Source organism: Vibrio sp. B1REV9, from assembly GCF_905175395.2.
GTDB lineage: Bacteria > Pseudomonadota > Gammaproteobacteria > Enterobacterales > Vibrionaceae > Vibrio > Vibrio alfacsensis.
Genome location: NZ_HG992746.1, coordinates 1,143,436 through 1,158,128 on the forward strand (window position 1 = coordinate 1,143,436; position 14,693 = coordinate 1,158,128).

Here is a 14,693-nt window from a genome sequence, read left to right on the forward strand (position 1 = left end):
ACTGTGAAGCAGTTTGCATTATTGACTGATTTTCTGCGCGGATTGTATAACTTTTGTTCGCAAAGTCACGCTACTTTTATGGGTATTCCGATAAAAATTTGCTCGTATTATCCCATCAAGAAACAATCCATAAGCTTAAGTTATTCTTTGCTGCTTACTGCTTCGTCATAATAATTTTTTCTAGCTCAAGGCCTGGCTTCACAAAGTCAATATCCAATGTATAAAACCCTGGATTGAGCTTCACTTGTAGGCCCTCTACCGTAATCAATTCACCATCCGTTCCGTGCAGTGCTAGCGTCATACTAAATTCACTATTTAGGAACAAACTGCACGAAGATTGAGCCAACGAATCTCGCTCATACTTCATTACACCATCAAATTGATACACACCAGACTCACTCACCTCAACCACGACCGATGCATTAGTTTTGGTATTCAAGACAATGTGCTGATCGATAAGTCGCACATGCTCTTTCGGAGCTTCGTCTAATGCAACAAACGTCTTAATCGGCTCATAAGCTTTCAGAGGGCGATCTATCACTGGTGCAGCCATAATAAAGCGGCAGATATTCATCGCACTGCGTTGCAGTTCACCAATGGTCAACGTGCCATTTTCCAGAGCAGCAAGTGTATCGTCACCCATCGCATTGCTTTCTGCGCCGTCATTTCCCACCACCATATAAAGATCATTTTGCGCTCGCACCATAAATGAGGTGAACGTTTTGCTTTCTTCGCCAGCTTGCACCGGATCGTTCATTTTCGCCCACCAGTCCGTCATCACGATCCCAGTGTACCCCCACTCTCCACGCAAAATCGTGGTATTTAAGTCATAGTTCGACGCTGCCCAATGACCGTTAACAGGGTTATATGACGTCATGATGGTTGTGGCTTGACCTTGTTTCACTGCCATTTCGAACGGTTTAATATGCACTTCACGCAGCGCACGTTCAGACATGATACTGTCCACATCTACGCGAGCCGTTTCCTGATCGTTCGCCGCATAGTGCTTAATCGTCCCAGACACGCCGGCATTACTTAACCCACGCGTTTGCGCAGCGGCCATCACCCCCGTCATAAATGGGTCTTCAGAGAAATACTCAAAGTTACGACCGTTTAACGGATGACGATGAATATTGATCCCAGGGCCAAGTAACGTATCAATTTGGTTAGCGCGTAATTCTTCGCCGATAAGGTAGAACAACTCTTCGTTTAACGATTCATTCCAAGTACAGCCTAACAAGGTGCCAATCGGTACTTGCGTAGCCTTGTGACCGCTGTCCATACGAATACCTGACGGGCCATCAGCCGCCGCCGCGACCGGAATTCCCATTTCAAATAGGCTATCGGACACACCACCAAATGCAGCCGCCGTTCCCGGAGTTACTTTCGGGCTGCACATCCCCTCACCACGTACGATCGTGGCAAGCTGCTCCGGTGTCATTTGAGCAATGAATGCTTCTAAGTTGGCCTTGCCCTCTTTTACATCCATCAGCTTAATGCCTTGATTGCCTGTCATTTCTAGGCTGCGAGGCATATTAGCTTGAATACGTTCTGCCAAATTCACCGTACGTTGTGGTGCAGCTTCATAGCTCACTTGGAACACACCATTGTCATTTTTTTTGTGCTGGCTTGATGCGTTCAAACTCATGGATAGGTGCACAAGCTTCACTTAGCGCTTCAATTACCAACAGCGCTTCTAGATCCAATGTTGCTGCAATAGTTTGAGCATGACGCACACTGTCACCCAAGCAGAACTGATAAGTCCCCGCTTCTAAAACGTAGCAACTGCGATGCCCCGTCACGCCGCTATCATCATAAGAGGCCAAGGACGCAACCGGCACAGAAACTCGGACTTGCTCATTCGCACCTGGTCGAATAATTTGTGTTTTGGTAAAGCCTGCAAGTACTCGTGATGGCTTACCGAGCTCCCCTTGCGGTGCTTCAACATAGAGTTGAACAACCTCTTTACCCGCAAACTCTTTGCCAAGGTTGGTCACCTTGATATCAAAATGAATAACCGCATCAGCTCCCGCACCTTCGATCTTATACGTCACTAATTCGCGTTGAAATTCGGTGTAAGACAAGCCAGCACCAAACTCAAATTGCACTACTTCTGGGTTGAACGTTTCAAAGTAGCGATAGCCAACATAAATGTCTTCTGCGTAGATGTTGCGATCAGTTCGACCAAAGTTTGCAGACGATGGGTAATCCGCAAGATGATACGCAATTGAATCCGTCAATCGACCACTTGGTGACTGATCGCCAGAAAGCACATCCGCAAGACCATGGCCACCTTCCATACCCGCAGCCCAGCTGTAGAGTACGGCTTTAATTGAGCCATTGTTTTCCACCGTATTTAACCAAGCCATGTCCATGATGTTGGTCACGTTCATAACGACGATCACGTCTGAGAAATGGCGGTTCACTTTCGCGATCATGTCCAACTCTTTCTCAGTCAGACGGTAACTGCCCGCTTCATCCGCGTTGTCTTGATCTTCTCCAGCAGTACGACCGATAAAAACCACGGCTTTGTTCGATTGAGCCGCCGCTTTCGCCACTTGCTCATCACTCAATGGCATTTCTTCTTGGAACCAAGGTTCAGCCGCCCAACCACCGCCGCCATCATCAAACGGGTGGTCTGCAATCCAATCTTGATAGGTTGTAACAAGGTCTTCATTCAGACGAATCTTTCCGTTGGCACGTAATCCTTCTAACGCACTGATCGCGTAAGGTACGTTTACCGCACCACCCGATCCTGTGCCGCTTCGATAAGTATTGATTTGGCAACGACCAAACAGGGAAACCGTATCTTGAGGGCGAAACGGTAGCACTGCGTCGGAATTCTTAAGTAGGACAATCCCTTCTGCTGCCGCTTGTCTGCTCACAGGGGCAAGATTTTTTTGCGCTTGGCTAATTTGATTATTGTTCATATACAACCACACAACGATTCACTTTTGTTTCAGATTGGAACGTGAGCTTCCATGACGACACTGTCAGAAAGTCACCATAATTGGCATTGACGTTTCTCATCCATTTCTGTCGAGATTGCGCACGTTGAAAATGCTACAGGCGCGACAAAAACAGCTAAGAATCACCGATGATTATTCGTTTTTCTATGTGGAAATAGTATGCTGACCCAGTGCGCCATTCTACCAAAATGGCGACAATAAAAAGGAATATCGCGACATGAGTATCACCTACCAACTCAAAGCACATCAAAAGCATACTCATCTCAAGTTTGCTTACGTAGATGGCCACCATCATTGTGACTTTGCCGCTCATAAACACGATTTTTCTGAGCTATTTTTAGTCGTCAGTGGCAGCGGTAAACACACGGTTTCTGGCTATGAATACCCGTTAAGGAAAGGCGATGTATTCATCATAAACGGAGACATTGAACATGGTTTTCGGGATGTGAATAAACTCAAAATCATCAACTTAATGTTTGATTCCCAAACGCCTTTTTTTGAAATCCCATCAATGCGCCAACTTTCCGGCTATCAAGCCATGTTTAAAGTTGAGCCGATTGCACGCCAGACCACTGAGTACAAAGCAAAACTTACGCTAGATCGAAAACAACAACCGGAAATCGAGCACCTGCTCGCAGCTCTGAAAAGTGAATATCAAAAGGCGCAACCGGGCTTTGAAGTCATGCTGACAAGCCTAATGCAGCAATTAGTGATTGCCTTGGCACGAATGTACCAAGATCAAAGTGAAGATTTGCCCCAGACCACATTGGCACTCAGCCGCGCACTTGTCTTTATTGAACAGCACTTTAGCGATGTTGAAGTGAGCAGCGATACGATAGCCAAAGCCGCATTCATCAGTAAGCGACAGTTAGAAAGGTTATTTCGACAGTTTTTAAATACTTCTCCTAATCAATATTTGCGAGATGTTCAGCTCAATTACGCAACAAAATTATTAAGTGAAGAAAACGAACGCTCAGTCCAGTACATTGCTGAACAATGTGGCTTCGCCGATAGCAATTATTTTTCAAAATGCTTTAAGCAGAAGTTCCAACAAAGTCCACGAAGCTATCGTAAAACTCAACTGTTTGGCAAAGGAACGACAAGCAAAGAATCATCGCCATCAGTTAGCCGTTAAACTCAAAACCAACATGTCGTTTTTTATGGCCACATTTTTTGGAGTAAACGTCACCAAGTTACTGTCGAATCCCCAATCACCTTTACCCCAACGCTGGCTATCAAACGTCGTAAAATCGTCTCGCCACTCCAACTTAAACTGACCATCTTCATAGCGATGATATTCCATCCAATCAACATACTGATGCAGGGGTAAATCCTTTTGGTCGAATCTGCCTACCCATTCAGCCGCCTCTGAAATCCACAAATTCATTCGATAACTCTGTGGTGAATCTCGCATATCAATCACTTGCTGAGATTCTGAAGCGGATATTGAATGAAGTACCTCTCCATCCACTTGCCAAGTAATATGATCCGGTGTCCAGATTAACGTGTACTCATGAAATTGTTCAATATTAGCTACGGTGTGCATGTTTTCAGAGTGAATGCGTCGATTTAGCTCCCCTGTAATCAAATTTGTTTGCAGTTGATCAGGCGACTTACCAATCACTTCAATATCAATTTCCCGCCAAGGAATTCCCCCTTGCCACGAGCGATTATCGTAAGTGAAAAACGAAGAGACGACCCCAGGGGTTGAAACCATCTTCATACGCATTACAAATTTGCCAAAAGTGACTTTATCGTGGCTATATACTTCAGCGCCATAAAGCGGCACATCAGTGGTATTCACTTTACCAGTACGTGCTAATGTATCTTGATTGACAGCATAAGTGATTGAGGTCGTCGTCGTGTGACAGCCAATAAGAATGATGCTAGCGACAAGCCAAGTGATTGGTTTAATTTTCGCTTTCATTTATCAAACTCCTTTTCTTTCATTCGCGCTATCTTCGAATGCCAAGTTTTGTCTCAATAAAACGAAAAAAACCGCTCAATGAGCGGTTATGAATGAGAAAACATTCACTGCAATATAATCGAGCTCCCCCGTTAGTGCGCAAAAACTCAGATAATTCATCCGCTAATTGGCCCTATCTTCTCGCCTATTGCTAATTCAATTCGGTGCAGCCCCCAAGAACCGCACCGGAGTTAAGAATAAAGGATTTGGCTTACCACCAAGCTTCGAACATTGCACCTACCGTTACAGTATCGACGTCTGATGAAATCTTCTCGCCCGTCACAGAGTCAAAACCTGTGTATTCATTATCTGCATTACCCACTGTTGCGTAGAAACGCAGCATCGGACGTGACCACGTCTCTGGACCAATCGCCATGTTTTGAGACAACGTCATTTTCCAAGAGCTGTTCGTTGCATCGAAGTCATCGTAATCCACCACGCTGTAACCACCCTCAATCCAAGTTGAGTGAATGTCATTCCATTGGTAAGTCGGACGTACAATCACGTTGTAGTTCGCACGGCTGTCCGTACCATCCACTTCTAATGATTGGTAAGCCGCTAGGTACTGAATGCCCGCTTTGTCTGTCAGCGTTGTGCTGCCGTCAAAGCTCACTAATAGCGCAGTTTGGTCTTTCGCTAAATCAAACACACTGTCTTTCGCGTTATCAGAGTAACGAACTATCAAGCGCTGACCTGCCATCGACGCTTCACCCGCCAATTGGTATGAATTTACGCTGCTGATGTCTTCATCTTTCACTTTATCTGATGTGAAACCGTAGTTCGCGTAAAGACTTAGGTTAGCGGATTCACCCAGCTGAATACCATGCAGTTTACTGGTGATTGCGTAGCGACCATTGTCACCCACCATGTCACCCTCAACTTGTGCAACGGCACCAAAGTCAAACTTCACACCGCCTAGGTCTAGGTTATAGAAACCCGCACCTTGACCATCGTGCATCATCCAGAAGTAGTCGTTCAAATCGGTTTGTGGACGTTGATGGAAGTCACGGCCTGCCCATACGTAGAGGTCTGGTTGAGATTCAAATAAGTTTGCCGCACCTGCGTACATCTTCTTCACGTTGACGCCGCCGTCATCTGCCCAAGAAGCATCTGACCAATGGTCAAGCATCAAGACTAAATCCCAAATCGCGCCGCCATCGCTCTTGAATGCTTTCGCTAACTGGAATTCACCACCGTTGCCCTCGTTACCCAAACGACCGGTTGCATTCGCGTTTAGTGCGCCTGCACTGCCAACGGTTTGCGCATCGCTGCCTTGAAAGTGTGCGCCGTAACGAGCGTAACCAGAGAAAACAATACCAAGTGGTACTTCTGTTTCAGAAGTTAGAACCGCTGGCTGTTGGTCATAGACATAACCCGTTTCAATTCTGGTTTCTAACTCTTGGATGCGTTTTTCTAGCGCTGCAACATCTGTGTCTGCAGCAAAAGATGGAATGGAAGCAAGCGAAGCGGCCACTGCAAGTGTAAGAGGTAAGACTTTAAAGTTGTTCATGATAACTCCATCATTATTATATTGCTTCAAAAGAAAGCGCTTTCTTTGTAGGGCAAATTTTTTTTTGCTAAAACAGTAAAATTTCGGAAATGCATTGGAATAAAGACAGAAATCACCAAAACAAGAACCGAACCACTATTCTCTTGCGCTTTTGACGGCATTATATGGATAAAAACCGAGCTAAAAAGTGATCACTCTCACCAAGAAAGCGCTTTCTTAGTGTACAGATCACATCATTGAGACAAGAAATTATTAGGTTGAGCAATGGATCACACAAGCAGATAACCTCTCTCATCGTCGATGATGGCTCATTTTGTGCGAAAATGTCAGATACATTGCATATTAAGTGACCATTTTGGGCACATACCCCGTCTAAGCAGACCAATTTCAATGGATATTTCTTCCTAAAAACAACATAGCCACCACCTAAAGAAAGCGCTTTCTTGATGAGTCAGAGAAAAAAGAGGATAATCAATTGTAATGAAAATCGGCATCTATATTTTGTGCTGGTTTTAGCTCTTTTTCTAAAACCTTATTAAGCGATAGCGGCACATACAACGACCGGGTCGACAAATGTGACGCTTCCCCTATGAGGAACACGGAACCACGAGTAACATAGTTGAATATTTCGAATGGATAAGGTACTTCACATTGATCACGATTAAAGAAGTCTCTGAGTTGGCTAACGTGTCTCAATCGACCGTCTCTCGCGCATTAAATGGCCACCCTACGGTTAAAGAAGCCAACCGAAAGAAAGTATTTGATGCGATAGAGAAGCTTGGCTACAAACCTAACGCATTTGCTCAAGCATTAGCATCAAGTCGTTCAAACAGCATTGGTATGCTAGTTGGTTCTTTAGATGGTCCGTTTTATGGCCCCCTAATGCACAATGCCGAAAATACGGTACGTGACAATAACAATCACCTTATTGTTACCAGCGGTTTAGAGTCACACGCTAGAGAAATTGATTCGATCAACTTCTTACGTTCAAAACAAGTCGACGGACTGATCATCCATTCAGATATGTTGTCTGATGACGAACTGATTGAGGTCATCGAGAAAACCCCCGCGACTATTGTGCTTAACCGCTACATACCGGAAGTGGCCGAGAAATGTATCTACATTGATAACGAACTGGGTGGTTACCTCGCAACAAAGCACATGCTTGAGCACGGACACACTAAAGTGGCTTGTATTACTGGCCAGTTAAGCAAAATTGACAGTCGTGACCGTCTGCAAGGATATCGCAATGCCTTGTCAGAATTTGGTATCGAGTATGACACTAACCTGATTGTTGAAGGACGCTTTGACCATGAAGACAGAGGGCTCAACCATACCTGTGCACGTCGTTTGTTAGATAGGGATCCAGAAATCACGGCTATTTTCTGTCATAACGACAACATCGCACTGGCCGTTTATGACATCGCTTACGAGCGCGGCCTCGAAATTGGCAAAGACATTGCCGTCGTAGGTTTCGATAACGACAGCCATAGCCAGCACATTAGGCCAAAACTCACCACGGTTAACTTCCCGGTACGTGAAATGGGTTGTGAAGCAGCGCGAGGAGTCATGGCTTTGGTGCAAAAACATGAATACCCGTTAAAACATAAGCTCACTCCAGAGTTGCTCGTTCGCGAATCAGTCGGTAAACACTAGCCCCCTAACGCACACACGTTCGTTATTCAGTATATTTTCACAATCAAACCATACACAAAGGCCCCGATATCACTCGGGGCCTTTGAATATTGCTGTGCTAGTTTGTGTTATCGTCTAAACTCGTGACCAACTCAAGCTCTTAGTAACGATTCAGGAATCGATACCATCACTTTTTCTATCTCACCGGAACGAGAGAACAATAAAGAACTCAGTGTTTTAGGGATATTCAGCCCTTCTACCGCCGTTTGTTCACCATTGGCTTGTGTCACTACCATTCCCGCTTGAAGATCAGAATCGACGAGTTGATACACAAACGGGACTTGGCACAATGTAAATGCGAGTTGATCTTTTTCAATCACATAACTTTGCGTATTACCTGCCACATTCAAACAGGTGAATGGTGCGGATTCAGTCAGAAACTCTGTGCGATTGAGTAATCGAGGATCAATATGAATACTGCCCTCTTCAACCATGACACCAAGCTCGACAAAGCGCGTGATCACCTCTTCTTTCACCTGTCCTGTCATACCTGGCTGCTGCGCGCCGGCATGTTTTGGTGTGTGTGAATATGGATCTGTTGGGAATGCGCCATAGTTGTCTGGTGTTTTATTAAACCCGATACCAGCGCGCACTCGGTAGTAGTATTCCGCTAACTTTTGCGTCTCTTCGCTATTTGCATCCAACGCTCGGGAAGCCAAATAGTTTTCTTGGACAGCAAGCAACAACTTAGACACCATGTGCCAGTAGATACAACCTAAGCCTTCATAACCGAACATGGTACCTGAACGTCCAGTAAACGCTTTATGGTTAAAGATTTGCTCATAAAGATCAGCAACCGCTTGCCACTCTTCTTCTGCCACATCAGTATAATCACTGCGCAGTTTCTGAATTTGAGCCTTTAAATAGCCGTTGTTTTCTAAGCTAGCATGGAAATGATAAAGGCCTTGTTCATCAACATTAATCAGGCGCTGATCGCCGTTATGAACCATTCGGCTTAATACCGAGACTTCAGCCACTTGTTCTTCACTCATGCCGTTCTTATTCATGAACGTGTTCAAATCACGGTCTGGGTAAAGCATGAAGCTGTGCTGATCTGCTCTGTACATCTCGCTTGCAAAAAGATTATCCAATAACGTCACCGCTTGCGCAGGCGTCAATACCCCAGCACTTAACACCGCGACTTGCCCCTCTAGCATTGGATACAGTTCTTCCACTTGTAGGTTTTCTGCAGAATACGTCAAGATGTTATACGCATTGAACAAGCCATCTTCCCGTAAATTGCTCGCAATGCTGGCATCCAATACCGTTAGGCTAACTTCAAGCAACTGTTGGATTGCCGAGGCTTCAACTGTGGTTTTGCCCGAGAAGCCATTGACACGATATACACGTTGACGGAAATCTTCAGCGCTTTTCTCTAATTGAGTCAAAATCGCTTTACGAGTTTGTCGAGTCACCGTGTCTTGGCGGATCTCTTTAGCGGCTTCCGAAAGAATACGGGTTGTCGAAAGTAGCCATTCAAACACCTCTTTAGACATGCTCACTGAGTGTGGCGTATCAGCCAGTAACTTCTGAAGAAACGCAACATACCGACGCATGTAGTAAAGCGTAACCATAGACAAGCCATTGCCCACAATAGCATTGTTCGCATCATTCCACTCTGGACGTTGAGTATTCAACCAAATCCCGCCATCGAGCACTAAATTGCTCAATTTCGCCAATAACGGAACCAACACTTTTTCCGTCAGGTTTACCATATAAACATCATCGTTGCTGCCAAGCACTAAACGACCATCGCTACCCAACTCATCCACTCGTTTTTCAATTCGATGTTGCAACGCTTCATTGAACGTCACCGTATCTTTTGGATTCGCAAACAACGTTTCTACGTTGCACAACTCGTAAGGCACATTGGCGTAACTGAAGACGTCTGACTGCATCAATGCTAATAAGTCTTCACGTTGATATTTGTCCGCCAATTCAAGAAATTTGAGCAAATAGATGATCTGATGATCACCCCAATAACCGATATTGCTCCATGGGTCTTCTGGCTCAAGCATTTCCCAATCAATGCCGTCTTTTGTAATGCGGTATGGGTTATAGCCATCCATTGTTGATGCGTTTACAAATTTAGCTAAGAAAGATTGGATAAAGCCAGGGTAGCTCAATGCAATGGCTTCCCAGTTTTGGAAAATATCACGCCAGTTTCCTTGATAGGAAAGTAAGCGCTCACCATTTTCGTCTTTCAATTTGATTTCGTAATGGTTCCACGGACGGCTTGGATCGCCATGACGACGACCAAATGTTAGCGGCAAATACTCGTAGCTCAAACGGATCAACTGCGCATCATCACTCTGCTTGACAAGGCTGACAAGTTCGGCATGGGTAAACTGCTCTGGTAAATCAGCAAATAACCCCGTATGTCGGTCAAATACACGACGGTTTGCTTTACGAATAGTGGCGAGTACGTCTTTTTTGTCTAAGGTGTAGTTATTCTCAAACACGCCACCACGCATATTATTGAACAACACGTTTGCGTAATGGTGAACGCTCGTCGCTTCTTCCGCAGTCACTTGCCATGCATCGGCACCAGACATCAAACCAATCAACTCTTGTTGGTTTGCCGCGATGCTTTGCTCAACTTGCTGCTGCATATTAACCGACAACGCCAATTGATTGCGCAATGCCGTTATCTCACGATGGTCCTTATCAATATCCGCCACGATCAACCATGATTTACTTTGGTTTGCATCAAGCTTAATAGATTTATGAATTAAATAGCTACCGCGAACACCTTTCGTCAATGTCTCGCTGGTAATGTCTCGACCTTGACGGAATGCACTGACTTGTCCGCTGCTCAATAAACGCTGGCCGTAGTCATTGTCGACACTAAACACCGTAGTGGCGAGCAAAGATTCTGCAGGTTCAGCACGGTCACTCAGTTTGGCATACATGGTAAACAGGGCGAGTGAACTGCCATCAAGCAGCTCGTTCCATTTATACGCATCCACCAATGCACTGCGGGTTTGCAGTGCAGACAACGGTGCACCTGATGGCAATAGGTTTTGCAGACCATCAATCAACTCAATCTCTCGAGTCATACCTGATAGGTCTGTAATTTGTGAACGACGAACAAAGCCAAACGCTTCACTGGTGTTCCAACTGTATTGAAACTTAAGGCTTAACGTGTGGTTAAGCTCCTCGAAAACAATTTTATCACCAATGGTGTTTTTATATAAATGGCGTTCAACTTGGTACAGACCATCGTGGTGGCGGTTGAACGGTTCCCACATTGCGATGCCTTGCTCACCCGCGACTTTGATAATCGTCTTTGAGCCAGTGTTTTCTGCACTTTCATGAATGTGGTCAACGGACTTATACGGAAATAACGCATTCTCTGGGCGGATGCGTCCAGCCGACAAACTGCCTGTTGAAGAGATAAATAACCAATGATCGCTGGCAGATACCACGCTGATGAAAAACGGGGTCATTTGGTCGACATGTGAAATTTTGTAGTAACGCTCACCATCCAAATCGACGAAGCTTCCCTCTACTTCAGGGCAAGAATAATGTTCAAAAGTCATAATGTTCTTCCAATACTTTTTGAAAGCGCTTTCTTGAAGCGCTTTTTTAAAACTGATTTGTGTTCGTTATCCTAGGTGATGGCAACGTGCGTAATGTTCGTCGGCAATTTTTGTCGCTTCAGGAACAGATCGAGTGCACACCTCTGTCGCTTTTAGGCAGCGGGTTGCAAATGGGCAGCCAACGCTACTTGGTTTCCACAACGGAATGTCGCCTTTCTTCGCCATAAGCTCACGCTTACCAGAGTTCCCAACTTCTGGCACCGCAGAAAGCAGCAACTGAGAATAAGGATGTTGTGGGTTTTGCGTCACATTATCGCTATTACCCCACTCAACCATGTGGCCCACGTACATCACCGCCGTTTTTTCCGCAAAGTAGCGGGCCGTCGCGATGTCGTGTGTGATGTACATAAAAGAAATGCCGTGTTTGTCTTTGAGATCCGACATCAAGTTCAAAATGCCTAAGCGAACCGATACATCAAGCATTGAGATCGGTTCATCTGCCAAAATCACTTCAGGATCAACGGCAATTGCGCGGGCAATTGCCACACGTTGACGTTGTCCGCCACTCAGCTCATGCGGGTATTTTTCTGCCGTCTCTTTCACTGGAGACAACCCTACGAGCTCAAGCAATTCATAAACAAGTTTAGGGATGGCGTGTTTTTCTGCGCGATTGTGGATCATCAGTGGACGCGCAATATGATGATAGATGGTGTGAACCGGATTCAATGAGCCAAACGGGTCCTGGAAAATCATCTGCACCTGACGAGCGTATTCCAACTCACCATGCTCTTTGATGTATTCCGCCAAATCTTGACCTTTGAAAGTCACGTTTCCATCGGTTTTATCGTAAATGCGGGTCAAAATGCGTGCACCCGTACTTTTACCGGATCCAGACTCACCCACAATCGCGAGTGCTTCACCTTTTCGCAAGTCGAATGAAACGTCATTCACGGCACGCATTAGGTTGCTCTTAGATGACTGTCCAAGAGGAAAGTCTTTCACCAGATTCTTTACAGAGAGAATCACTTCAGGGGTTGTTACATTGTCCATTCTTCTCTCCCAATTACATTAAATGGCAAGACACAAGGTTGCCGTTGCTCACTGGCACCAAGGTTGGATCGCTCTTCTGACACGCAGCAATGCACTCGTTACAGCGAGCTTGGAAATTACACCCTTGCGGGATCTTAAGTAAGTTAACTGGGTTACCCGGGATACCATACAAGCGCTCTTTTGGACCATGAATGGTTGGGAATGATGAGATTAACCCTTTGGTGTATGGATGCTGAGGATCGCCAAATACATTTTTCGCGTCACCCAACTCAATCAAATTACCGGCATACATCACGCCGATTCGGTCAGCAATTTCCCCCATCAGACTCAAGTCATGACTGATGAACAAAATTGAGAAACCAAACTTACTCTTGAGCTCGTACAATTCGTTAAGGATTTCACGCTCAACCACTACATCCAACGCCGTTGTCGGCTCATCCATGATGATCAGTTTTGGCTCTAACGCGAGTGCAATGGCAATCACGACGCGCTGACGCATACCACCACTGAGTTGGTGAGGAAAACTGGCCATGCGATCACCGTGAATCCCGACCACACCGAGTAGTTCGACACCTCTGTCGTACGCTTCTTTGTAAGGAATGTTTCTGTGAGCCAGAATCACATCCGTTAGCTGTTCGCCAATGGTGATCACTGGGTTGAGAGAGTTCATTGCACTTTGGAACACCACAGAAACATCATTCCAACGGAATTTTCGTAACTGTCGGTCATTCATTTTCAGCACATCTTGGCCTTTGTAGAGGATTTCCCCCTCAGAGATCAACGCTGGCGCTTTGTGCAAACGAGAGATAGCAAAAGCCAATGTACTCTTACCGCAACCGGATTCTCCGGCAATCCCCAGAGTTTCACCCGGAGCAATACTAATGCTGACGTTATTCACTGCTCGGGCCACACCATTTGGTGACACGTAGTCTACGCAAAGGTTGTTAATTTCTAATAAGTTGCTCATCTTAGACCTCGGCGCTTATCTGCTTCTTTTTTCAGTTTGTGCCACAGTTTAATATGGGGACCAGTACGAAGTTTCGGGTTACTCACTTGGTCAATAGACATGTTGATCAATGCCAACGCACCACCAGTAATCGCCAATGCCATTGCGGGTACTAACATTTCCCACCAAGCACCGGTGTAAAGAGAAGAAGACGTTTGAGCCCAGTACAGCATCGAACCCCAACTCACTTCTGTTGCATCGCCTAAGCCAAGAATTCCGAGGCCCGCTTCAGAGCCCATTGCGTAGATAACCGTACCTAAGAAACCACCAAATACAATCGACACTAGGTTTGGTAAGATTTCGACCAATATGATGCGGATTTTTGACTCTCCCATCACTTCTGCCGAGATAATGAATTCTTTGTTTCTTATTGCCATCGTTTGAGAACGGATAACCCGCGCGCCCCAGGGCCAGGAGGTTATCCCGAGCAATATGGTGATGACGAGGGACCCCACTTGCCCAAGAAACGCTGCAAGTACAATCAACAAAGGCAGCTGAGGAAAGACTAAGAATACGTTAGTTAAGAAGTTAAGACGCTCATCGATTTTTCCACCAAAGTAGCCTGACGACACACCAATAATCACGGCTAAACTCATCGCAATGATGCCCGCTGAGATCGCCACGGTTAGCGATTTTCTTGCGCCATGTAAGACTTGGCTATACACATCACGACCACTGCGCGTTGTTCCTAATACGTGCTCCGAATTGGGTGCCACGTGAGGTCGTGCAACACGACGGTCCGGATCGTGCGTTGATAGAACAGGGCAAAAATAGCACCCGCGAGAACAATCGAAAGTAGCAATCCACCGATAATGGCTGGTGGGTTACCGTAAAAAAAAGCGTAAACTTTGCCAAAGCTCTTTTTAATGCGCTTCCAAGAGAATTTCGACTCACGAGTCATCAGTTCATCGTGTTGGGAAGGCGTTGGGTTGTTGATTAGTTTTTCCATGATGCA

General features: G+C 45.6%; 7 protein-coding genes and 2 pseudogenes. 2 read left to right on the plus strand and 7 right to left on the minus strand.

The features are described from left to right. Positions 1 to 154 precede the first annotated feature (154 nt). Positions 155 to 2,930 (minus strand): annotated as a pseudogene (locus KHN78_RS19215) (glycoside hydrolase family 3 protein). A 256-nt stretch (positions 2,931 to 3,186) separates the two neighbouring features. On the opposite strand from KHN78_RS19215, the gene KHN78_RS19220 reads away from it, so the two are divergent. Next, complete coding sequence (locus tag KHN78_RS19220; protein WP_211918182.1) at positions 3,187 to 4,104, plus strand: helix-turn-helix domain-containing protein; 918 nt, start codon at positions 3,187 to 3,189, stop codon at positions 4,102 to 4,104. On the opposite strand, the gene KHN78_RS19225 is transcribed toward KHN78_RS19220, so the two are convergent. Further along, positions 4,090 to 4,896 (minus strand): family 16 glycosylhydrolase, encoded by an 807-nt coding sequence (locus tag KHN78_RS19225; RefSeq protein ID WP_211918184.1) that lies wholly within the window; start codon positions 4,894 to 4,896, stop codon positions 4,090 to 4,092. The two genes, KHN78_RS19220 and KHN78_RS19225, sit on opposite strands and share 15 nt — an antisense overlap. A 250-nt stretch (positions 4,897 to 5,146) precedes the next feature. Further along, the gene (locus KHN78_RS19230) at positions 5,147 to 6,445 is read right to left on the minus strand and encodes a carbohydrate porin (RefSeq protein WP_211918186.1); all 1,299 of its coding nucleotides are present in this window, start codon (positions 6,443 to 6,445) and stop codon (positions 5,147 to 5,149) included. A gap of 651 nt (positions 6,446 to 7,096) precedes the next feature. Between KHN78_RS19230 and KHN78_RS19235 the strand changes: the two genes are divergently transcribed. After that, positions 7,097 to 8,101, plus strand: coding sequence for a LacI family DNA-binding transcriptional regulator (locus KHN78_RS19235; protein ID WP_211918188.1), 1,005 nt, complete (start codon positions 7,097 to 7,099; stop codon positions 8,099 to 8,101). Between the two features lie 131 nt (positions 8,102 to 8,232). Here KHN78_RS19235 and KHN78_RS19240 read toward each other — a convergent pair whose 3' ends face one another. The 4 genes and pseudogenes from KHN78_RS19240 to KHN78_RS19255 form a co-directional block, all read right to left on the minus strand. After that, positions 8,233 to 11,682 (minus strand): hypothetical protein, encoded by a 3,450-nt coding sequence (locus tag KHN78_RS19240; RefSeq protein ID WP_211918190.1) that lies wholly within the window; start codon positions 11,680 to 11,682, stop codon positions 8,233 to 8,235. Positions 11,683 to 11,748: 66 nt separating this feature from the next. Continuing rightward, positions 11,749 to 12,732, minus strand: coding sequence for an ABC transporter ATP-binding protein (locus tag KHN78_RS19245; RefSeq protein WP_211918192.1), 984 nt, complete (start codon positions 12,730 to 12,732; stop codon positions 11,749 to 11,751). Between the two features lie 13 nt (positions 12,733 to 12,745). Continuing rightward, positions 12,746 to 13,699 carry an ABC transporter ATP-binding protein gene (locus KHN78_RS19250; RefSeq protein WP_211918195.1) on the minus strand — a complete coding sequence of 318 codons (954 nt, stop codon included), beginning with the start codon at positions 13,697 to 13,699 and terminating at the stop codon, positions 12,746 to 12,748. Continuing rightward, positions 13,696 to 14,687 (minus strand): annotated as a pseudogene (locus tag KHN78_RS19255) (ABC transporter permease). Before KHN78_RS19255 ends, KHN78_RS19250 begins: the two are co-directional and overlap by 4 nt. Positions 14,688 to 14,693 lie beyond the last annotated feature (6 nt).

What these genes read in the sequence shown, in the direction of transcription:
- KHN78_RS19230 (WP_211918186.1), bottom strand. Translation starts at nt 6,445, where the DNA reads ATGAACAACTTTAAAGTCTTACCTCTTACACTTGCAGTGGCCGCTTCG.
- KHN78_RS19220 (WP_211918182.1), top strand. Translation starts at nt 3,187, where the DNA reads ATGAGTATCACCTACCAACTCAAAGCACATCAAAAGCATACTCATCTC.
- KHN78_RS19240 (WP_211918190.1), bottom strand. Translation starts at nt 11,682, where the DNA reads ATGACTTTTGAACATTATTCTTGCCCTGAAGTAGAGGGAAGCTTCGTC.
- KHN78_RS19225 (WP_211918184.1), bottom strand. Translation starts at nt 4,896, where the DNA reads ATGAAAGCGAAAATTAAACCAATCACTTGGCTTGTCGCTAGCATCATT.
- KHN78_RS19245 (WP_211918192.1), bottom strand. Translation starts at nt 12,732, where the DNA reads ATGGACAATGTAACAACCCCTGAAGTGATTCTCTCTGTAAAGAATCTG.
- KHN78_RS19250 (WP_211918195.1), bottom strand. Translation starts at nt 13,699, where the DNA reads ATGAGCAACTTATTAGAAATTAACAACCTTTGCGTAGACTACGTGTCA.